Below are 20,640 nucleotides of genomic sequence, written 5' to 3'. Positions count from 1 at the left end.
AGCTTTTGATCGCTGAATTGTTAATTAGGGCTAAGATTCATTATGGATGGACTTCTTTAATGAATTAATTTGATTAGAAATGAATTCCGACTGACCTCTTAAATGAAGGTAATCTTCATAATTTAAAAGTTGGAGATCGTACGAAAGAATTAAAAAATTAATTACTTCTATTGTTGAGCCAAAAGCGGTATCCAAAAAACGGGATTTATCTTTCTTTGATTTTCTTAACACCCCTTTTGCTATATGAGCAGTAATGTTTACACTTGCTTTTCGGATTTGATCGGTGATTCCAAACCTCTCAATTTCTGGAAAAGATTGAGTTGCAATATAAATTTCCTTAACCAATTGCCGGGCATTTTGCCAGACTTCTAATTTTTCAAAGTAAAACTGATCCATCTTTTACGATTTTCAAATTTGCAACTTTACAATTTAGCAAAAAATTACAAATCATATTTCGATGTTGCACTCGTTCTCAAATCTGTAAATTCTCCTCTTTCGAACTTGAGCTGTGCTACCATAGCGATCATGGCTGCATTGTCCGTTGTGTATTCAAATTTTGGAATGTAGATGTTCCACCCAAGTTTTTGATGGTTATCCTGCATTACTTTTCTTAATTCTGAGTTGGCTGATACACCGCCGGCAATGGCTACTTCAGTGATGTTAAGTTCTTTTGCGGCTTTTTCAAGCTTGTTCATTAATATCTCAATGATGGCTTTCTGTACGGAAGCACATAGATCGTTGAGGTTTTCCTTTATAAAGTCAGGATTCTTTTTTACCTCTTTCTGGATAAAGTAGAGTACTGAAGTTTTTATCCCACTGAAGGAATAATCGTAATTTTCCAGTTTGGGTTTGTTGAATTTGAATGCGTCGGGATTTCCTTCTCTCGCTAATTTGTCGATAATAGGACCTGCAGGATAATCAAGATCAAATATTTTTCCGATTTTATCAAATGCTTCTCCCGCTGCATCGTCTGTGGTTTTACCAATAATTTCCATATCGAAATAGTCTTTTACCAAAACGATCATGGTGTGTCCTCCACTCACCGTAAGGCATAAAAATGGGAATTTTGGCGGCATAGGATTTGCATCGTCAATAAAATGCGCTAAAATGTGAGCCTGGAGATGGTTTACCTCGATCAATGGGACATCTAAACTCATAGCCAGGGATTTAGCAAAAGACGTCCCCACAAGAAGAGAACCTAAAAGTCCTGGTCCGCGTGTAAATCCTATAGCAGAGATCGCATTTTGTTGTATATTTGCTTTGGTGAGAGATTTTTCAACAACGGGAATGATGTTTTGCTGATGGGCCCTTGAGGCCAGCTCAGGAACAACGCCTCCATATTCTTTGTGAATAGCCTGATTGGCAGCAATATTAGAAAGAATAGTGTTCCCTTTGATGATAGCTGCTGATGTGTCGTCACAAGACGACTCGATACCTAAAATTATAGACTCGCTCATAATAATGGCAAAGTTAGAGAATAATAACGAAAATGAGAATAAAAAATCTGTAACTGAAAACTTAAGTGATCAGGTACAAAAGACTGTAGAAAATGTTGAGGAAAAAGTAAAAGAAACGGTAAAAGAAGCCTCTGAACTTGCTTCCGATGCTGTTCATCATCCGGTAGAAACTGTTCAGGAATTTGGGAAACAGGCCGCTAAAGATGTTACCAGCTATTCATGGTGGGCGAGACTTTTACTTGTTTTATTCTGGTTGGTCGTTTCTGTTGTTGTTGCTATTGTCATTATTATTAATCTTCCTGTTACCAAACAATGGGCTGCAGATCAGGCGTTGCAGATTGTCAATAAGGATTTTAAAGCAGATATGTCCACTGAAAGTGTGGAAGTAAATTATTTTGGAAATGTTACCATCAAAGGATTAAAAGTTAAAGATTATAAAGGATTAGAGTTTATTAAGGCACGTGAGTTCCGCGCAAATTCGGACTGGTTATCGCTGGCAGCAGGGGCTATTTCCGGGAAAAGCAATTCTTTGAGCTTTAATTCTCTTACGATGATTAATGCCGATGTTAAAGTAATTACATATAAAGGAGATAGCATTTCAAATTTTATTCGATTTACCCAATTATTTGATAACGGTAAGAAAAGGGATCCAAAAAAGCCGGCTTTTGAATTGAATTCGCGCATACAAATCATTGACTCTAAAGTTTCTATCGTTAACCAAAACTCTCCGGGAGAAGCAGGGAAGTGGCTTACTGCGACTAAGTTCAACCTGAAGGCTCCCAATCTTAAAGTGAGTGGTCCTGATGTTTCTGCGTTGATCAATAATATGTCCTTCGTTACAACACGATGGGGAAAATCTCATTTTGTGGACACCTTCTCGACGGAATTATCTTTAACCCATAAACATCTTTCTCTTAAAGATTTAACGATAAATACAGATCATACCCTTTTGCAGGGAGATATTAAATTTAACCTCAATAACGGATCATGGGCGGATTTTGCAGACCGGGTACGATGGGACATGAATCTTAAACAGGGAAGCCAGTTGAGCGGATACGATATCAGTTATTTTGTCACCAACTGGGATAACTTTAAAGCTTTCAATGTCTCCGGGAAAATGAATGGCCCGCTGAATAAATTTTATCTTGAAAATTTCCTTATCAGAAACCCTGATGTCAATATAGCTACGCAGACGATGAAGGTCAATAACCTTCTGAAAGGAAACTTCCAGATCGAAACCAACAATCTTTCTACTGATTTTACCTACGTGGATCTAAAGGCCATGATGCCTTCATTCATTTCAAAAAAGATGAAGAATTTTGCAGATGATTTCGGAAGGCTGAAGTATAACGGAGCGGCAAGAGTAAACCCTGATCAGATCTTTATTCCGAACGGAAATCTGATGACCGGAATCGGACAGGCCAGGATTACAAAACTTACTTTGTCCGGCTATAGTACAGCCATGCCAAAATATGCAGGATATGTAGAAGCAACAGATCTGAATGTTTCCGTAATTACAAAAAATAAGGCTGTAGGTTTAATTTCCGGGAAATTTGATATTACCGGACAAAGCTTTGATGTTAATACCATGAGGTTGACCACAAAATCTCAGATTTCGAAGGTTGAAATCATGAATAAGGAAATTAATAACCTCTATCTGGATGGCTTACTGGATCACAAGAAGTATAACGGAACCATTACTGTCAATGATGAGCAGGCTAAGGCTACTGTAAAAGGTCTTATTGACTTCAGCACTTCGCGAATCGCTATGGATGTAAATGCTGATGTGAATTACCTGAACATGAATTATTTTACAGATAAGCCCGGAAGTCAGGTGGTAAGCGGACAGGTAATCGGAAAAATGTCCATGGCCACCATTAATGACCTGGCGATGGATGTAGAAGCTAATAACATTAATTTTGCTACAGCAACGCAAAAATATATCATTCCCAATGCTAAACTCAAAACATTTATAGAATCGGGTAGCAGGATTATTTCCGTTGATGCTCCGGGAGCTGTAAATGGAAAAATATCAGGGAAGTATAACCTGGCTGATCTTACCGGAATGGTAGAAAACGGCTTGGGGAAAATCCTTGTGGGACCGCTACCCAGAAAGTTGTATCGCGGACAAAATTTTGCCATGAATTTTGATGTTCAGCAAGGATTGGTAAGCTATTTCCTGCCGGATCTTAAGCTGCCTCAAGGTGCTGTAGTAGAAGGGGAATATGATGGAAATGCCAACAATCTTAGGTTGAATGTAGATGCTGCTTCCCTAAAGTATATAATGACCAAAGAAGCGGAGATTACAGAAGCCGATAAGGCATTGGCAGAAGCTAATCCTGCTTATAAAATAAACGAGAGGGGAAATATTACCAGAGACAGTGCTTTAGTGGATAGTGTAATGGTAAGAATAAATACGGCTAACCTGGATGAACAATTGTACGCTAAAATAAATAAGGTACAATACAATAATAATATCCTTAAAGATATCACGCTTAGTGGTAAAAATGAAAACAATTCCATATTACATTTAGCGACCAAATTTAAACATGGCAGTCCGGCAGATGAACTGGATGATAATCTTAAAGAATATGCGATTAACGTTAATCAATCTACCAATGCCGGAGGTGATTTTGTTTTTAAATTTGATCCTACTGAAGTAAAATTCAATGATGTAACCTGGGCCATAGATACAAGTCCTGAATTGAATCACTCAATTACTTACAGGAAGAAGACCAGTGACTTTGAAATCAGTAATTTGAAAATATATTCGGATAAAAGTGTTCTGTTTATTAAAGAATCTACCTTCAAATCTGCTAAAGATTTTTATGTAGATGCAGATATCAATGATTTTGCTATTGAAAAGCTCCTGGAAATGCAGTCTGGTGGGAATTCCATGGACATCAAAGGGCTGGCAAACGGAAGTGTGAAAATAAGGATGGATAAGAGCACCTTACAACCTTTGGTGGATTTAACGGTTGATGATATCAAGATGAACGGAACGGATATGGGAGATCTTACCATCTCTGCAACCAATGGCTTCTCGCTTAATGTTTACGATATTGATGTAAAAGTAACATCAGCAGGAGTGCTGGGAAATAATAATTTGAATCTTACCGGAACTGTAAATAACAACACTGCTTCTCCAACGATTGATCTGGTAGCGGAAATGAGGGATTTTAATATTTCATTTGCTCAGCAGTTTGTGCAGTCTATCTTCGGAAACCTGAGAGGTAAGGCAACTGGGGACCTTAAAATAAACGGTACCTTAAAGAATCTTGACTACAGTGGTGATATAGCTTTAAAAGATTTTGGATTAAAACTTTTGTTTACAGGAGTAGACTATTCGTTTGACGATACAGTCATTCCATTATCAAAAGGATTGGCAATTTTAAATAATATTGAAGTTCATGACGGGCGATCCAATTCTAAAGGTAATATTTCCGGGGCAATCCAGTTTGAAACCCTTTCTTCAATGGGAGTCAACCTTGTAATGAGGGCTGATAATCTTTTAGTCCTGAACAGCACTCAAAAAGATCTAGATCTTTTCTGGGGTAGAGTATATGGACAAGGGGATCTCTATATTGATGGTCCTGTGTCTGGTCTCAGTATATCCACGCCAAATATGAAGGCTCTTAGCGGAAGTACATTTACTTTTAACTCAGGTTCAACTTCCAATGTTGAGGAGTTCAAAATGCTGAGGTTCCTAAAAGAAGGAAAAGACGGATTGGTAACTCTTGAAGAAAAGAAAAAGACGGGAGCCAATATGAATATAGACTTTTCTCTTGATGTAGATAAGGGAACGACTGTAAATGTACTGGTAGGAGATGATGTAGGTAATATTACGGTAAAAGGGGAGGCTCAAAACTTAAAATTCCTCATGAACAGACAAGGGGCTATTGCAATGGGAGGAACTTATAAGGTAGAAAATGGTACTTTCGTCTCAAAAGCTATTCTTAATAAAACATTCCAGATAGAAAAAGGAAGCAGTATCCGTTGGGATGGTGATGCAATGAGGCCTGCACTTAATATTACGGCGAATTATGTAAGGATGGTTTCAAATGCAGGGCAATATTTGAATATGGGTAGCCTTCAGCCAATCAGTATCTTATTACAGGCAAATATTACACAGTCATTGACGGATCCTAAAATTGACCTCGATGTTTCTGCTTTGGACGTTTCCAGCCAGGTAAAAGAAACCTTAGCAGCAAAAATGAGCCAGGAGGGAGAAAAAGTACTGCAGTTCGGATCTATATTACTATTGAATAGTTTTAATATTTCAAATACCGGAGGTGTGGGTGTAGATGTTGCCGGTGTAGCGGAATCATCCGGGTATAATATGCTTTTAAAGCAATTGGGATCTGTTCTTAATACAATGAGTAACGAATTTCAGATTGACCTGAATTATGTGAAAGGAGACCAGAACTCCAATACAGGAGACCGGGCGAACGCCGGTGTAAGCTTTGCACTTTCTCCAAGGATTAAAGTGAAGACAGGTTTGGGTATTCCTTTAACAAAAACAGAGAGTACGGAAGCTAATTATCTCTCCGGAGAGGGATCTATTGAATACGATATTTCTAAGAAAAATGACGGAAGTTTAGTTTTAAGAGGTTACTCTAAACCTACGAATATCGGAATGGGTGTGGTAGGTGCAGGCACTAACGGATCTGCAAATCAAGCCTATGGAGGCGGTGTTGTGTGGAGTAAAAGCTTCAATTCTTTGTTTAAAAGAAAGAAAAAAGACAAAAAACCTGTAGAGACTGGAAAAGAAATAAAAACAGATTCCCTAAAAGCAATGGGTAAATAATTTGAATATTTTAATGATTTTTATCATCCGTGTTAATTATTGTTAATTATTGTTATAATTTTTTTAGTTAAATTATTTTTTATAGATTTGCAAAAAATACATAGATTTTTTAAAAAAATTGTAATTTAACTAATATGAACTATCAACTGGACGAAATAGACAAAAAGATTCTTGATTTCTTAGTAGAAAACACAAGAATGCCTTTTACTGAAATTGCTAAACAGATGGATGTGTCTGCGGGTACAATTCACGTAAGAGTGAAAAAAATGGAAGATGCAGGTATTATTTTGGGATCATCCCTTAATATCGATTATGGTAAGTTGGATTATCACTTTACTGCTTTTATCGGAATTCTTTTAACTAAATCAAACCGTACTCAGGAAGTTTTAAAAGAGTTATCAACTCTTCCAAACGTAATCGAGGCAAGTGTGATCTCTGGAAAATATAATATTTTCTGTAAAGTAAGAGCGAAGAATACTGAAGACGCGAAAAGAATTATCTATCAGATAGACGATATTCAGGATGTTATGAGAACAGAAAGTATGATTTCCATGGAAGAATACTTAAGTGATAAAAATAGACTAATCAACGCTATTTCTATTTAATCAAATTCTAAACGAATAATTATAGAAGAACTTATGATATGATTCATAAGTTCTTTATTTTTGTACCTATGGAAGAATACAGTTACTTTGATGAGGACCCAAAGAAGGGATGGGGTTTTATTTTAGCATTTGCATCTTTAATGTTATTTACAATCATGGGATTGGGGATAGATGTAGATGAATACCTGCAGCACGAATACCTTAATATTCCCAGATGGTATTTTTATGTCATCTTTTCTATAGACATTCTTATGGTGATAAGTCTCATACTGATGTTTTTTTATAGGAAGATGGGCATATTTACTTTTCCTGCTTTGCTGGTTCTGCATTTTTTTATGCACAACTATTATCTTTCAACATTCCTGTACACGGATGTTACCAATCTTTTCCTCTTCACAGGATTTGGGATGCTTGCAATAATTCCTAAATGGAAATTTTTCAAATAAAAATAAGAAGCCTTCGTAATGAAGGTTTTTTTTATTTGAAAATTAACAGACAGACCTGTCTGTATGTTACTATTTTTTTCTACCTTTGTTTAAATAATATATTGGTTTATGATATCTCCAAAAGAAAGGATCGTAGCAACGACAATGAAATTATTTTCCACCCAGGGATACAACTCTACAGGGATCAATCAGATCATTTCAGAAGCGAGTGTAGCCAAAGCGAGTTTTTATCAGTATTTTAAGTCCAAAGAAGATTTGTGTGTTGAGTTTTTGAATACCAGGCATACTTACTGGTTCAATGAACTTGAAACCTTTACGGCGGGGAAAAGAGGTGCTAAATCGAAAGTAATGGCTGCTTTTGACTTCCTGATTGACATGAATCGAAAAGAGAATTTCAGGGGCTGCAGCTTTCTCAATATCTTATCTGAAATTCCAACTGATAATACCAAGATTCTTAATGTAATTCAACATCATAAAACAGATCTCCGTAATTACTTTATGAAAATAGTGGATGATGCTGAGATCAGTGATCATATTTACATGCTTTTTGAGAGCAGTATTATAGAAAGCCAGTTGTTTAGATCCAATGAACTGATAGAAAAATCAAAAAAGATAATCACCAATTTAATACCATAAAAATGGAACAGAAACACCCACTTCCACCTTTTACCCTTGAAACGGCAAAAGAAAAAATCCAGTTAGCAGAAGATGCCTGGAACAGTCAGGATCCTGAAAGGGTTTCTAAAGCGTATACTCAAGACAGTGAATGGAGAAACAGAGACCAGTTTGTGAACGGGAGAGAAGAGATCATTGAATTTCTCCGTCATAAATGGGAAAAGGAGCTCAATTATAGGCTTAAGAAAGAATACTGGGCACATACCGATAATCGTATAGCCGTACGTTTTGAATATGAATATCAGACAAAAAATGGAGAGTGGTTCAGAGCGTATGGAAATGAGAACTGGGAGTTTGATGAAAACGGACTTATGAAAAAGAGATATGCCAGCATCAATGATTTAGCGATTAAGGAAGAAGAACGGAAATTTAAATAACAGCAGAACGCGATTCTGTAAAAAATAAAAGCATCCCAGATGGGATGCTTTTATGTATGTATATAAAAATTGTCAGAGAAATTATTTCTCTAAAATTCTTTTTACGGCTTCTTTTACAGCAGCAGCATCAATCTTGTATTTCTTCATCAATTCAGCAGGAGTAGCAGACTCTCCGAAAGTGTCATTTACTGCCACAAATTCTTGTCTTGTTGGTCTTTTTCTCGCCAACATTCCCGCAACTGACTCTCCTAAACCTCCTAAATAATTGTGCTCTTCAGCAGTTACTATTTTGCCGGTTTTTTCAACTGATTTTAAGATGATTTCCTCGTCAAGCGGCTTAATAGTGTGGATATTGATCACCTCACAAGAGATACCTTCTTTTTCAAGCTCATCTGCAGCTACAAGAGACTCCCAAACAAGATGTCCGGTTGCCACGATTGTTACATCTGTTCCTTCCTGCAACATAATTCCTTTTCCGATTTCGAAAGGCATATCTTCAGGAATGAATACAGGAACGGTAGGTCTTCCAAATCTTAAGTATACAGGACCCTCAAAATCAGCGATAGCAATAGTAGCTGCTTTTGTCTGGTTGTAATCACACGGATTGATTACCGTCATTCCAGGAAGCATTTTCATCATACCAATGTCTTCAAGAACCTGGTGAGTAGCCCCGTCTTCTCCTAATGTAAGCCCAGCATGTGAAGCACAGATTTTTACATTTTTTCCTGAATAGGCAACAGATTGACGGATCTGGTCATATACTCTGGAAGTAGAGAAATTGGCAAACGTTCCGGTAAAAGGAATTTTTCCTGTAATACTAAGACCTGCAGCGATACCGATCATATTGGCTTCAGCAATTCCTACCTGGAAAAATCTTTCCGGTGCCTTTTCAATGAATTTCTCCATTTTTAAAGATCCGATAAGGTCTGCACAAAGTGCTACTACATTTGGATTTTTATCTGCAAGCTCAGCTAATCCGGCTCCGAATCCTGAACGTGTGTCCTTTTTTTCTGTATATGTATATTTCATTTTTATTTTTTTAATCTAGAGTTTTTAAATAATTATTTAATTTCTTTTTATCAGATTGATCAAGTTTTTCCTGAATAGTATTAAGGTAAAGAACTTCTCTTCTTATTTCATCCAAAGTAAGTTTGATACCTACATTGTGTCCTGTCGATTGTGTAAGATACATATCACACATCTGACCCACATAATTTCTCAAATGTCCTTTTACTTCTTTAAGCTTAAAGGTTGGAAGATCTTTTTCGAAATTTTTACAATGCTTAGGCAGTCCTTTCCAAAGAGTTTCAGCCGGAATGTTTGCAATAGCCAAACTTCCGTCTTCATCCTGGTTCTCCTTATATGAAGAAACATAGTCGGGAATATAATAATAAGTCTCATCAGCATATGGAACTGCGGCTGTAGCAGCAGAATCAGCTACGATAGCGGTAGAATCAGTTGTTGCATATACGGAATCAGCCTTTGCATATTCTTCTTCCTGCTTTTTGTAGGCAATCATCAGAGAGTCCTGTTTTTTTTGTCTGTCCATCATTGCTTTTCTATGATCAAAAAATACCTGATCTTGAGAATCTTTTACCGATTCCAGTACAAAGTATTCTTTATCATACGTTTTTTCAGGACCCACTTTTAAAATAAGGCCTTTCAGGCCGGAGCTTTTCATTTTTACGCCCGGAAGATACTGATTCAAAAGTCCGTTAAATACAGACATGTTATTGATAGACGATTGATCATCAATACACAATTTTAAATCTTCATTTTCCTTTTTCGTTCCATCTTTTGAACGGTAGTTGACCAGATAATGTGAGCAGGGCATTCCCAGAATAGTTTCTTTTGTATCCAGTTTTCTGGCTTCCAAAGTATACTCTTCCTTTTCTCCATAATCATAGCCACTGTAGCCCAAATACATCAAAGCACTCAAACCTGAACCTGCAAGACGGCTGTTCATTTCTAATGAAACCGTGCTTGTTCCCAATGCGTCGGTATAATAATACATGGGAATCTCTTTGATGTTCAGACGGGTGAGAAATTCACTATTCTTACTTGCATACATCTTTAGGGTAGGTAAAGAAGCTTTCTTATCAATCATTTGATAATTAAACACTTTAGAGAAAGAAATTTTCTTCTCTTGAGCGACTCCTAAAATAAAGCTTGTAAGCAAGCAGATTATGATGAATTTTTTCATGGAATACTTGATAATTGTGACAATCAAAGATATTAGTAATCTGCAGGAGCTTCCAGGTAAAGTTGCTTAAATGCTGTGTCTAATTGCTCGTCATTAGGCGCTTTACCATGCCAAGCATGACTTCCCATCATATAATCCACTCCATAACCCATTTCAGTATGAAGAAGGATCGCTACCGGTTTTTGTTTACCTGTTTCTGTTTTTGCTTTTTCAAGAATAGCAATCACCGCTTCAAGGTCGTTCCCGTTTTTCTCTTCTAATACAGTCCATCCAAATGCTTCCAGTTTAGCATGCAGATCACCTAAACTCAATACATCATCAGTATCACCATCGATCTGACGACCATTGTAATCGATCGTAGAAATAATATTATCTACTTTCTTCGCTGCAGCAAACATTAAAGCTTCCCAGATTTGTCCTTCCTGTAATTCACCATCACCATGAAGTGAGTAAACCAATGATTTATCTCCGTCTAATTTTTTACCTAAGGCAGCACCTAAAGCTACAGAAAGTCCTTGTCCCAAAGAACCTGAAGCAATACGGATTCCAGGTAATCCCTCATGAGTAGTCGGGTGTCCCTGTAATCTTGAATCAAGCTTTCTGAAAGTCTTTAATTCCTCAACCGGGAAAAAGCCAAATCTAGCCAAAGTAGAATAAAAAACAGGTGAAATGTGGCCATTGGAAAGATAGAAATGATCCTCATTTTTACCTTCCATAGTGAAAGGAAGATGATAGTTCAATACTTTTCCATAAAGCGCTGTAAAGAATTCCGTACATCCTAAGCTTCCACCAGGGTGTCCTGAATTAACAGCGTGAACCATTCTTAAAATGTCTCTTCTGATTTGTGTAGTAAGAGATTTCAACTCTTCGATACTTTTACTCATTATATCTGATTTATTTGCACGCGAATTTACGATTTTTTACTGGCTTATGGAAATTCAAAATCCGGACGGAATGCCCGGATTTTGAATTATTTAAAGATTTGAAGCTTTTAGCAGCCTTCATTAAGCGATACTGAAATCTCGGTAACAATATTATCAACCAATTTAAAAGACAATATGGTTGAGGCATCACTGTCGTTCAGAATGAAATAACTTTGATTTTTAATGGGCTTGCCCTTATCATCCCATCCCGGATATGCACTATAGCTTGGATAATTTTTGTAAGCATTAATAATCTCATCTTTTGTACTGCCTACACCAATACCACTTTTGGTTCTGAATTTCTTGCTGGTTGTGGAAATGCCATATATACTATATCCATTAGTTTCTTTTCCATCATTATCATATTCCTGGCTGGTGCTGATCATAAGGATTTCACCATTGTATTTTACAGAGTTTTTATATTCTCCGTCGGTTATTTTCAGTTTTGTTCCTGAAATTTTTTCTATCTCCGCACTTTTCATAAATACTTTATAAGGGCCTATTCTTAGGGTTGAAACTTCAAAGTTTTCCTGTGCTGACACAAAGCTGAAAGCCAAAAGACCCAATAAAAGCTGAAAGATTTTTTTCATGGTATGTATTAATTATTTTGAGTTTGGTTATTGATTTTATTTTTTTCTGATGATTAAAAGCCCCAGGAATGTTAATAGTCCGTTAATGATCAGTAATTCCAGTCCTATTTTAAAGTCTCCAAAAATAGACGTCTGATACTTATCAATAAAGTAGGATATAATAGGTGCTGCAATACAAACATAAGGAACAAGTTTGTCTTTAACCTTGTATGTAGTAAAAATACCAAAAGCGAAAAGTCCTAAAAGAGGTCCGTATGTAAATCCTGCTAATTTCAGGATCAATCCGATCATGGAATTATCATTGATGATCTTGAAAATAATTACCATAACCAGGAAAGAAAGCGCTACCAGAAGGTGAACATTTTTACGGAATTTCTCCTTTTTATGATCTGTCCATTCTTTCTTTTCCTTCATTCCAAAGATATCAATACACAAAGAGGAGGTAAGTGCTGTCATGGCTCCGTCTGCACTTGGAAATAAAGCTGAAATTAAAGCAATGATGAAGATAATTGAAATAAACCCGGGCATATGGTTTAATGCCACTTCAGGGAAAATCTTATCTCCAAAAATATCTTTCCCGTTCAGTATAAACTCCTTTTTGGGGATACCATCTACAATGACCTCTGTAAGGTGACCTCCCTGGCTTTCTCCAAAAAGATAAAGAAGGCCTCCCATATACAGGAACAATGATATTACTCCTAACAAAATAAATCCTAAGGTTACCATATTTTTCTGAGAATCCTTCAGTTTCGTTACGGAAAGGCTTTTCTGCATCATTTCCTGATCGATTCCGGTCATGGTGATGGTAATAAATGCTCCCGCAAGAATCTGTTTGATAAAGAACCCCGGAGAATTAAAATCCATTTCAAATATTTTCGTATAACCTTTACTGCTCATGGCACTCAAACTTTGTCCAACGCTAAGATCCAGGTGGTTCAGCATGTAGATGGTGCAGATAATCAGTCCCAGAAGCATACAGGAAGTCTGCAGGGTATCGGTCCACACAATGGTCTTTACTCCTCCTTCATAGGTATATAAAATAATCATAGCCAGAATGATGAGAGTGGTCACAATGAACGGAACTCCTAAGCTGTCCAATATGGTTACCTGTAGGATATTGACAACCAGGTACAATCTTGCTGTAGCTCCTACCAACCTTGAAACAATAAATATCCAGGCTCCAGATTTGTAAGAAAGCTGTCCCATTCTCTGCTGAAGATAGCCGTAGATGGAAGTGAGTTTAAGGCGGTAATACAAAGGAAGCAATACATATGCAACGGTAATATACCCGATAAGATAGCCCAGGGTTATCTGCAGATAGGAGAAACTGTCTTTACCCACAGCTCCCGGAACACTCACAAAAGTTACTCCGGAAAGTGAAGTTCCTATCATTCCAAAGGCAACAAGCATCCAATTACTTTTACGGTTTCCAATGAAGAAACTCTCGTTGTCACTTCCTTTACCGGTTTTATAAGCTACCCAGAGAAGCAGCGCAAAGTATACAACGATAATGGACAGTAATATAATTGGAGACATATTTTTGTAATTAAAATTTTACAAATATAGTTTTTTTATGTTCTGATAAAAAAGAAAAACCTTTCAGGGATCTGTCCTGAAAGGTTTTTCATCTGCCTTTTCCTGTTAACTAGACTACGACGTCCTGAAGATCTTCGTTTTTCTGGAAAGTAGCTTTCGCAAAAGGACAAAGTGCAATTATTTTTTTGCCTTGTTTTCTTGCGAAATCTACCGCCGCTAAAACCATTTCTTTGCCAACGCCTTTTCCGTTGTAAGCTTCCTCTACTTCCGTATGATCAATAATGAATCTTTCTTCTCCTGCCCAGGTGTATGTCATTAGCCCTGCGCGGTTTCCGTCTATGAAAGCCTCAAAACTTCCGTGTTTTTCGTCGTTGTTTTGTTTTACCTCTATCATATTATGAAAATTTGGTTAATATTTCTATATCGTTTGTTAGTATCTTATGTATCGGACACGCATCAGCAATCGTATGCAGCCTTTTCAATTGTTCGTCATCGAGGTTGGTTCCTTCAAAGCTGATATCTCTTTTAAAAACAGCTCTTTTGGTAAGGGGGAAATTTTCCAGATCAACCTCTACGTTGATTTTTTCCACATCCCATTCCTTCCTTTCAATATACATTCTTAAGGTTGCAGCAGTACAGCTTGCCAAAGAAGTGGCAAGAATCTCAAAGGGGTTGAATCCTTTGTTTTGCCCTCCTTTATCTAAAGGTTCATCCGTGATGATTTTATTTTCACCGGCTACTACTTCTGTATAGTATTTTGTTTTTCCTAAACTTGCTTTTACTGTTACGCCCATTATTTTTCAGTATTAATTTTGTAACTCAATGCCCCGGAAGGACATTGTTCTATTTGATTGATGAGTTCCTGAGTTGTTGCGTTTTCTACCTTGATCCATGGTCTGTCCTTTGGATTATAAACCTGGGGTAACATTTTTACACAAACTGCAGAGTGGATACATTTCTTAGGCATCCAGACTACGGTAAGATCTCCGTTGGTATATTCGTGTGTTTCCATTATTCTTCTTTTAGTAATTTTTCGATTCTTCTGTCCGGAATCAGCCATATAAGAGCAACAATGTAATAAAAACATAGAGCAATATAAGGATAAAAAAATGAAGTCGCGATTCCGGATATATAAAATACAATTGAAATATATTCCTTAAACCTGGAATGGATAGCTTCTTTTAGTTTTGAATTCTCTCCCTCACAGCGGACAATTAAGTTTTCCATAATTGTATAGGCTATGGCGCACATGAACAATCCGATTCCATAGGCAGCAACCGGGTTTTTAGCGAAATGTGTAGTACCTATCCATTCCGTAGCAATCGGCATTAAAGAGAGCCAGAACAGCAAATGCAAATTTGCCCAAAGAATAGTTCCGTTGATCTTTTGGGCTGCCTGGAACAAGTGATGATGATTGTTCCAATAAATTCCCACATAGATAAAACTAAAGACATAAGCCAGAACTTTTGGGATAATCGGTTTGAGACTTGCCCAGCTGTCACCTTCCGGTACTTTAAGTTCCAGTACCATAATGGTAATGATAATGGCTAAAACACCATCACTGAACGCTTCCAGTCTTCCTTTGGTCATCAGTTTGTAATCTCTGTTTTAAAATTTTTGATTTTTTCATTCAGCTCTTTGAGCATATCCGGATTTATGACACCACTTTCCAGATCAAAGTTTTCATAGAATTTCGGTAAGGAGAATGTTTCCTTAATATCCGCTGCGAACTGGGGGAAGAACGTTTTGGCTGTATTCATTACATTTCCACCACCATAACCACCCGGTGAGGTGCTCATGAGAAGCATGGGCTTGTTTTGAAAAACCTTTACATTAATCCTTGAAGCCCAGTCAAATATATTTTTAAAAGCAGCGCTGTATGATCTGTTATGTTCGGCCAGGGAACAAATAATAACATCACAGTCTTCGATTCTTTTTAAGAATTGATGTGCGGCATCCGGGAATCCTTTTTTTTCAAGATCTACAGAAAAAACAGGCATTGTATAATCGTTAAGGTCAATTAAATTAATATCTTCATTTTGAAAATCCTTCAAAACAAATTTAACCAGTTCTTTGTTGATAGAGGTGGAAGAGCTACTTCCCGCAAATGCTAATATTTTCATGGTGTCTTGTCGTTATAAAATTTCTGTCCGGAATTATTTTCTGTTCAGAATTGCTTTAGGAAGCGGAACAAATTCGTCCTCATCTCCTGGAACTAAAGGAAAGGCATCGTGGTTCTGGTCATTCCAGTTTACTTTAGCCTGATCAATTACTTCTCTATCCGAATTTACGAAATTCCAGAATATAAAGCGCTCTTCTTCAAAGGGTTCGCCTCCGAAAAGATAGACGGTTGCATTTTCGCTCATTTCAAACTCACATAGCTTGGTATCCTTTGCAATAAGCAATTGTTTCGAGCCATAGGTGTTTCCTTCGATATTTACAGTGCCATCCAGAACATACATGGCCGCTTCACCGTACAAGTCCTGTCCGATGCTGATTTTTTGTGCCGATTTTGTTTTTATCTCAATGAAAAAAAGCTTACTATGAACGGGAACGGGAGATTTTTTTCCAAAGGCTTCTCCGGCAATTAGTTTGTAGTGGATGTCTCCATTTTCCCAAACCGGAAGTTCATCTGCCTCCGTATGATGGAACGTCGGTTCACTTTGCTCCAGATGTTTTGGAAGGCCTACCCAGATTTGAAAACCATGTAATTTTTTATCAGTTTCTCTTAAATATTCCGGAGTTCTTTCGGAATGTACCACTCCCTTTCCTGCTGTCATCCAGTTGACGGCTCCCGGTTTTATTTCCATGGCACTTCTGATACTGTCACGGTGAAAAATAGATCCCTCCAGAAGATAAGTTAAAGTGGATAATCCGATATGGGGATGAGGTGGTACATCCAGGTTTTGATAATCTTTTAATTCTGACGGTCCCATGTGATCTATAAAAACAAATGGGCCTACCGCTCTTTTTTCACGGAAAGGTAAAAGTCTTCCGACTAAAAAGTTTCCTATATCTGCGGCTTTTTCTTCTATGATAAGTCCAATATTTGACATAATTATGATTCTTTACGATTGCTGGTGGTTATTTAATTAAATTATTTAGCTTTTTTTAGATATTAAAGCTGGTCATATCTTTCAAACGTTACGTCCACAATGCGTTTCCATTCCGGATGCTTTTTAATGTAAGCAAAAACATAAGGACAAAACGGGAGTAATTTTTTAAGACTTTCTTCAATGTAAACCAATGTTTTCTCTACAACTGCTACGGCGGCTCCGGTACCTGCCAATTCTGGGTCAGCCTCCGTATGAATTAAGATGATCTGACTGTCGGTTTCACGGTAATCAATGAAAGCAAAATGGCCATTTACTTCAATTTCGAATCTCTTTTTTGATTCATTTTTTACAAGTGGAATATTTTCAAATTCTGGTTTCATTGTTTAAATTTTTGGCTGTATACTTAAAAAGTAAAAGTATTATGTTAAAGGTAATAAAAAAGCAATAATTAAATAACCGACTTAAGATTAAGATTATTTAATTATTGCCAAATTCTGTATGGTTAATCTTCTAAATATCCGAATTTTCCGGTATTGAAATCTTCAAAAGCCTGCATGATTTCCTCTCTTGTATTCATTACAAAAGGGCCATGCGGAACAATGGGTTCATTGATTGGCTCTCCACTAATGATCAGTACCACTGCGTCTTCACTGGCTTCAATGCTAAATTCCTCTCCTTTGTTTTCAAATAATACCAATTGATCGGTTTTTGCTTTTTCATTTCCATTCACAATAATACTCCCTTCAATGATAAGGGCAGCAGTATTAAAGTGAGCAGGAAAATTAAAATCAGCTTTTCCGCCGGATTTTAATTTTGCGTTCATCATGTGTACCGGAGTGAAGGTATTTGCAGGTCCTTTATTTCCTGCATATTCTCCGGCGATCACCTCAATAAACCCGTTTTCTTTCAGATCAACGATCTTCATATCGGAGTTTTTGATGGCCTGATATTTAGGTTTGCTCATTTTATCCTGCGCTGGAAGATTCACCCAAAGCTGAACCATCTGAAAGATTCCACCGGTTTTAGACCATTCTCTTTCGTGGTATTCTTTATGTAAGACACCTCTTGCAGCGGTCATCCACTGAACGTCTCCCTGACCAATTATACCACCACCTCCCGAACTATCGTGATGTTCTACTTTTCCCTGATACGCTATGGTTACGGTTTCAAAACCTCGGTGCGGATGTACTCCAACTCCTCTTGGTTTCTCAGATCCGTTAAAATGGAATTTTGAATTATAATCGAGCATAATAAAAGGATCCATTCTTTTCATATCTAATCCTGATGCACCGGGTATAAAATTATGAACTCTGAACCCATCACCTACAAAATGGGCAGGCTTTGGAGATACTACGATTTCTACTTTTTTAGTTGTCATCATAATGTTGATTTTTTATAATAACAAAAATAGAGTAGATAAGAATCAATTGCATTGATCTGTGTTAAGTTCGGATTAGATTGATTTTCATGACTTATTATAGTCGAAATAATAGGGTTACTCCTTTGATTTCATATTCTTGCCATCTGAAATATGAAGTCTTCGGAATACCAATCCGGATAATATTGTGAGAAAACCAACTGTAAGAAAAGTATAGCGGAAAGCATTATGGATTTCTCCTTTAATAAGATCGGTACTTTCAAATATTTTTAGAACAATAAGACCAAAAGCAATTCCAAAACCAATGGCGAGCTGTTGATTTACAGATATTAATGAATTACCGCTGCTGGTCTGGAAATTTCTTAAATCAGCAATCGAAATGGTATTCATGGAGGTGAATTGGATAGAATTGAAAAAGCCTAAAACCGCTATGATCGGGATGAACCATAGAAGATTCGTATGAATATCAGGAATGGCCAGCATGCATATTAATGTTCCAATGACGAATGTATTAACCATTAACGTCTGACGGTAACCAAATCTATCCAGGATTTTAATGACTGATGATTTTCCGAGTATAGCTGTCAGAGCCATGGGAGCAACGATCCAGCCAGACGTAACTGCTGTTTGTTTATAGGCGATTTGTATCATCAGGGGAAGTAGCAAAGGAACAGCACTGATTCCTAGACGGGTAGCCAGATTTCCTACAATTCCCACACGGAAAGTTCGCACCTGGAAAAGATTTAAAGGAAATATAGGATTTCCTTCCTTTTTTGCATGTTTATAGTAATAATATAGAAAGAGAAATCCTAAGATAAAGATCAGAAGAACTGGTGTTATATTCTGAAGATCTCCAAAAAGTTCAAGAGAAATGGATAGCAGGAGGGAGGCTGCGGCAAAAATCATAAAACCTTTGAGATCGAAATCAACGTCCTTCGATTTGTAATTAGGCATGTACTTAATTCCCAGAATAATCCCTAAAAAGCCAATTGGGATATTAATAAGGAATATCCAGTGCCAGGATAAATAATCCACCATATAACCACCAACCAACGGCCCCAATACAGGACCGATAAGAGCGGGAATGATAGCGAAATTCATAGCTTTTAATAATTCACTTTTATCAAAGGTTTTAATGAGGGCTAATTTTCCAACGGGTGTCATTAAACTGCCGCCCACTCCCTGGATAACTCTTGAAATAACAAGGTGAGTGAGGTTTTGCGATAATGCACAGAATAAGGAACCCAGGCTGAAGAGAACCAGGGAGAAGATGAAAACTCTTTTTGTTCCGAATCTGTCTGCCAAAAAGCCGCTCGCAGGCATGAAAACTGCCAGAGTCAGAACGTAGCTGATTATGGCGTTTTGCATATTGAGCGGAGACTCTTTTAGATCTTTGGCAATAGAAGGTAAAGAAGTGTTCAGAATTGTAGAATCAAGCATCTGCATGAAAATAGCGGTAGCAAGAATCAGTGGAAGGATTTTTTTAATCGACGTTAGAGATGAATTGGTTTCAGACATGTTATATCAGCTAGGATCTTTATATAATGTAGTCTTTCGATAAGTTTGCTATTTCGATCAAGGCAAATTGAAGAGATCATTCTGGAATAAAAATAAATGGATTGAACAGGTTTTTTCCCTCTCTTCCGGCCATTATCTAATGTAATGTATTTTGAAACTTAAAAGACTTGTTTCTTAGATAAAGAAATATGTATAAAATTAAAAAAGTCCTGTGAGATTTCACAGGACTTTTTGATTTATTTTTTAGTTTTTTCTACTCCTTTCCATTCATCGCCGGCTTTTCTGTACTGGCTTAAAATGAAAGTTTTAAAATCTGTTGTTTTATACTCGATGTTATCTGTATTTTGCTCAAACGGCATGATGTAATAGTAATCCACATCTGTTTTATCGGTTTTGTTCCCTTTTTTTACAGAAGGAACATATTTTGAAAACTTATAGTTGGGAAGATATTGTTTTAGTGAAGCATAAAACTTTTTATCTTCTTCACTCGGAATAATATCTACAATTTTAAAATCATCTTTTTTCTTGTCTATCCAAAGGTAATAAGTCTTTTCCTCCTGAGTTTTTCTATTCAGGGAATTGAAGGCAAAAAGTTCTTTAGGCACCAATTCCTTGATTTTTTCGGGATCTACCTTTGTGAAGTATTCACCCTGAGAAGGATCAACATACGTTTCAAGATTATACATTAAAACGGCATTGTTTTCAAAATTCTTATTCTTAAAGTATTGATTTAAAGATAATTCAGCTGTTTCGCGTAGTTCTTTTCCTCTTGCATCCAGCTTTTTGGTTGGATTCTGTGGGTTTACTTTTTTCACAAATTCATAGAGAACAACTGGCTTTACATCCTTAAGGTGCGGATAGGTTTTTAATTGTTCAGCTTTCGCAAGCCAGTAATATTGTTGATAATAATTTTCTTTTTCGTTGTCCTTTACAGTCTTATAAGTAAGTGCAAGTTTCTTTGAGTTAAGATATTTACCAAATTTACCCTGGCCAAAAGCAAAATTTATAGATAATAAAGCAAAAAAGATAGTAACGGTTCTTCTCATTTTATAATATTGATTTTTTCGTT

General features: G+C 36.8%; 22 protein-coding genes. 5 read left to right on the top strand and 17 right to left on the bottom strand.

All coding sequences use genetic code 11. The features are described from left to right. Positions 1-30 precede the first annotated feature (30 nt). Positions 31-396 carry a four helix bundle protein gene (locus AC0INN_RS18045; protein WP_306614426.1) on the bottom strand — a complete coding sequence of 122 codons (366 nt, stop codon included), beginning with the start codon at positions 394-396 and terminating at the stop codon, positions 31-33. Between the two features lie 44 nt (positions 397-440). Beyond that, positions 441-1,457, bottom strand: coding sequence for a tRNA (adenosine(37)-N6)-threonylcarbamoyltransferase complex transferase subunit TsaD (gene tsaD / locus AC0INN_RS18040; RefSeq protein WP_172283920.1), 1,017 nt, complete (start codon positions 1,455-1,457; stop codon positions 441-443). A 4-nt stretch (positions 1,458-1,461) separates the two neighbouring features. Here tsaD and AC0INN_RS18035 point away from each other — a divergent pair, with 4 nt between their 5' ends. The 5 genes from AC0INN_RS18035 to AC0INN_RS18015 all read left to right on the top strand — a co-directional run bounded on the left by AC0INN_RS18035 (position 1,462) and on the right by AC0INN_RS18015 (position 8,367). Beyond that, a complete protein-coding gene (locus AC0INN_RS18035; protein ID WP_306614424.1) occupies positions 1,462-6,264 on the top strand; it encodes a translocation/assembly module TamB domain-containing protein in 4,803 nt (1,600 codons plus the stop codon). 134 nt (positions 6,265-6,398) lie between these two features. Beyond that, positions 6,399-6,869, top strand: coding sequence for an Lrp/AsnC family transcriptional regulator (locus AC0INN_RS18030; protein ID WP_089029148.1), 471 nt, complete (start codon positions 6,399-6,401; stop codon positions 6,867-6,869). 38 nt (positions 6,870-6,907) lie between these two features. Beyond that, positions 6,908-7,315, top strand: a complete 408-nt coding sequence (locus tag AC0INN_RS18025) for a hypothetical protein (protein ID WP_306614421.1) — start codon at positions 6,908-6,910, stop codon at positions 7,313-7,315. A 108-nt stretch (positions 7,316-7,423) separates the two neighbouring features. Next, positions 7,424-7,951, top strand: a complete 528-nt coding sequence (locus tag AC0INN_RS18020) for a TetR/AcrR family transcriptional regulator (protein ID WP_306614419.1) — start codon at positions 7,424-7,426, stop codon at positions 7,949-7,951. Positions 7,952-7,953: 2 nt separating this feature from the next. Then, complete coding sequence (locus AC0INN_RS18015; protein WP_172283926.1) at positions 7,954-8,367, top strand: nuclear transport factor 2 family protein; 414 nt, start codon at positions 7,954-7,956, stop codon at positions 8,365-8,367. Between the two features lie 81 nt (positions 8,368-8,448). On the opposite strand, the gene AC0INN_RS18010 is transcribed toward AC0INN_RS18015, so the two are convergent. From AC0INN_RS18010 to AC0INN_RS17940, 15 genes are all read right to left on the bottom strand, one after another. Continuing rightward, positions 8,449-9,396, bottom strand: a complete 948-nt coding sequence (locus AC0INN_RS18010) for a transketolase family protein (RefSeq protein ID WP_172283927.1) — start codon at positions 9,394-9,396, stop codon at positions 8,449-8,451. A 10-nt stretch (positions 9,397-9,406) separates the two neighbouring features. Then, positions 9,407-10,570, bottom strand: coding sequence for a hypothetical protein (locus AC0INN_RS18005; protein ID WP_306614418.1), 1,164 nt, complete (start codon positions 10,568-10,570; stop codon positions 9,407-9,409). Between the two features lie 32 nt (positions 10,571-10,602). Further along, on the bottom strand, positions 10,603-11,457 hold the full coding sequence (locus AC0INN_RS18000) for a transketolase (protein WP_273651083.1): 855 nt from the start codon (positions 11,455-11,457) through the stop codon (positions 10,603-10,605). A 104-nt stretch (positions 11,458-11,561) separates the two neighbouring features. Beyond that, complete coding sequence (locus AC0INN_RS17995) at positions 11,562-12,083, bottom strand: hypothetical protein (RefSeq protein WP_172283933.1); 522 nt, start codon at positions 12,081-12,083, stop codon at positions 11,562-11,564. Positions 12,084-12,119: 36 nt separating this feature from the next. Further along, positions 12,120-13,619 (bottom strand): sodium:solute symporter, encoded by a 1,500-nt coding sequence (locus tag AC0INN_RS17990; RefSeq protein WP_306614411.1) that lies wholly within the window; start codon positions 13,617-13,619, stop codon positions 12,120-12,122. A gap of 109 nt (positions 13,620-13,728) precedes the next feature. Then, positions 13,729-14,013: a GNAT family N-acetyltransferase gene (locus tag AC0INN_RS17985; RefSeq protein WP_306614409.1), complete on the bottom strand. Its 285-nt coding sequence runs from the start codon at positions 14,011-14,013 to the stop codon at positions 13,729-13,731. 1 nt (position 14,014) lies between these two features. Continuing rightward, positions 14,015-14,413, bottom strand: coding sequence for an OsmC family protein (locus tag AC0INN_RS17980; protein ID WP_172283938.1), 399 nt, complete (start codon positions 14,411-14,413; stop codon positions 14,015-14,017). Beyond that, positions 14,413-14,631, bottom strand: a complete 219-nt coding sequence (locus AC0INN_RS17975) for a (4Fe-4S)-binding protein (protein ID WP_273650800.1) — start codon at positions 14,629-14,631, stop codon at positions 14,413-14,415. Before AC0INN_RS17975 ends, AC0INN_RS17980 begins: the two co-directional genes overlap by 1 nt. Then, complete coding sequence (locus AC0INN_RS17970) at positions 14,631-15,209, bottom strand: TMEM175 family protein (RefSeq protein WP_306614406.1); 579 nt, start codon at positions 15,207-15,209, stop codon at positions 14,631-14,633. Before AC0INN_RS17970 ends, AC0INN_RS17975 begins: the two co-directional genes overlap by 1 nt. Further along, positions 15,209-15,742 (bottom strand): NADPH-dependent FMN reductase, encoded by a 534-nt coding sequence (locus AC0INN_RS17965; protein WP_306614405.1) that lies wholly within the window; start codon positions 15,740-15,742, stop codon positions 15,209-15,211. The genes AC0INN_RS17970 and AC0INN_RS17965 overlap by 1 nt, the downstream gene beginning before the upstream one ends. A gap of 33 nt (positions 15,743-15,775) precedes the next feature. Further along, positions 15,776-16,675: a pirin family protein gene (locus AC0INN_RS17960; protein WP_306614403.1), complete on the bottom strand. Its 900-nt coding sequence runs from the start codon at positions 16,673-16,675 to the stop codon at positions 15,776-15,778. 62 nt (positions 16,676-16,737) lie between these two features. After that, a complete protein-coding gene (locus AC0INN_RS17955) occupies positions 16,738-17,055 on the bottom strand; it encodes a GNAT family N-acetyltransferase (RefSeq protein WP_172283947.1) in 318 nt (105 codons plus the stop codon). A gap of 122 nt (positions 17,056-17,177) precedes the next feature. After that, positions 17,178-18,053 (bottom strand): pirin family protein, encoded by an 876-nt coding sequence (locus AC0INN_RS17950; protein WP_172284185.1) that lies wholly within the window; start codon positions 18,051-18,053, stop codon positions 17,178-17,180. Positions 18,054-18,170: 117 nt separating this feature from the next. Beyond that, on the bottom strand, positions 18,171-19,571 hold the full coding sequence (locus tag AC0INN_RS17945; protein ID WP_172283949.1) for an MFS transporter: 1,401 nt from the start codon (positions 19,569-19,571) through the stop codon (positions 18,171-18,173). 236 nt (positions 19,572-19,807) lie between these two features. Further along, positions 19,808-20,617 carry a hypothetical protein gene (locus AC0INN_RS17940; RefSeq protein ID WP_172283951.1) on the bottom strand — a complete coding sequence of 270 codons (810 nt, stop codon included), beginning with the start codon at positions 20,615-20,617 and terminating at the stop codon, positions 19,808-19,810. Positions 20,618-20,640 lie beyond the last annotated feature (23 nt).

The sequence above is a fragment of the Chryseobacterium subflavum genome (genome assembly GCF_055762745.1).
Note: the sequence above shows the minus strand (reverse complement) of the source record. Positions and strands in the feature narration are given on the sequence as shown.

Bases quoted from the DNA above. Each gene is read 5' to 3' on its own strand.
- AC0INN_RS17945 (WP_172283949.1), bottom strand. From the start codon at position 19,571: ATGTCTGAAACCAATTCATCTCTAACGTCGATTAAAAAAATCCTTCCA.
- AC0INN_RS18015 (WP_172283926.1), top strand. From the start codon at position 7,954: ATGGAACAGAAACACCCACTTCCACCTTTTACCCTTGAAACGGCAAAA.
- AC0INN_RS17960 (WP_306614403.1), bottom strand. From the start codon at position 16,675: ATGTCAAATATTGGACTTATCATAGAAGAAAAAGCCGCAGATATAGGA.
- AC0INN_RS17985 (WP_306614409.1), bottom strand. From the start codon at position 14,013: ATGATAGAGGTAAAACAAAACAACGACGAAAAACACGGAAGTTTTGAG.
- AC0INN_RS17950 (WP_172284185.1), bottom strand. From the start codon at position 18,053: ATGACAACTAAAAAAGTAGAAATCGTAGTATCTCCAAAGCCTGCCCAT.
- AC0INN_RS17995 (WP_172283933.1), bottom strand. From the start codon at position 12,083: ATGAAAAAAATCTTTCAGCTTTTATTGGGTCTTTTGGCTTTCAGCTTT.
- AC0INN_RS17975 (WP_273650800.1), bottom strand. From the start codon at position 14,631: ATGGAAACACACGAATATACCAACGGAGATCTTACCGTAGTCTGGATG.
- AC0INN_RS18025 (WP_306614421.1), top strand. From the start codon at position 6,908: ATGATTCATAAGTTCTTTATTTTTGTACCTATGGAAGAATACAGTTAC.
- AC0INN_RS17980 (WP_172283938.1), bottom strand. From the start codon at position 14,413: ATGGGCGTAACAGTAAAAGCAAGTTTAGGAAAAACAAAATACTATACA.
- AC0INN_RS18020 (WP_306614419.1), top strand. From the start codon at position 7,424: ATGATATCTCCAAAAGAAAGGATCGTAGCAACGACAATGAAATTATTT.
- AC0INN_RS18035 (WP_306614424.1), top strand. From the start codon at position 1,462: ATGGCAAAGTTAGAGAATAATAACGAAAATGAGAATAAAAAATCTGTA.
- AC0INN_RS17940 (WP_172283951.1), bottom strand. From the start codon at position 20,617: ATGAGAAGAACCGTTACTATCTTTTTTGCTTTATTATCTATAAATTTT.
- AC0INN_RS18010 (WP_172283927.1), bottom strand. From the start codon at position 9,396: ATGAAATATACATATACAGAAAAAAAGGACACACGTTCAGGATTCGGA.
- AC0INN_RS17965 (WP_306614405.1), bottom strand. From the start codon at position 15,742: ATGAAAATATTAGCATTTGCGGGAAGTAGCTCTTCCACCTCTATCAAC.
- AC0INN_RS18005 (WP_306614418.1), bottom strand. From the start codon at position 10,570: ATGAAAAAATTCATCATAATCTGCTTGCTTACAAGCTTTATTTTAGGA.
- AC0INN_RS17970 (WP_306614406.1), bottom strand. From the start codon at position 15,209: ATGACCAAAGGAAGACTGGAAGCGTTCAGTGATGGTGTTTTAGCCATT.
- AC0INN_RS18030 (WP_089029148.1), top strand. From the start codon at position 6,399: ATGAACTATCAACTGGACGAAATAGACAAAAAGATTCTTGATTTCTTA.
- AC0INN_RS18045 (WP_306614426.1), bottom strand. From the start codon at position 396: ATGGATCAGTTTTACTTTGAAAAATTAGAAGTCTGGCAAAATGCCCGG.
- tsaD (WP_172283920.1), bottom strand. From the start codon at position 1,457: ATGAGCGAGTCTATAATTTTAGGTATCGAGTCGTCTTGTGACGACACA.
- AC0INN_RS17955 (WP_172283947.1), bottom strand. From the start codon at position 17,055: ATGAAACCAGAATTTGAAAATATTCCACTTGTAAAAAATGAATCAAAA.
- AC0INN_RS17990 (WP_306614411.1), bottom strand. From the start codon at position 13,619: ATGTCTCCAATTATATTACTGTCCATTATCGTTGTATACTTTGCGCTG.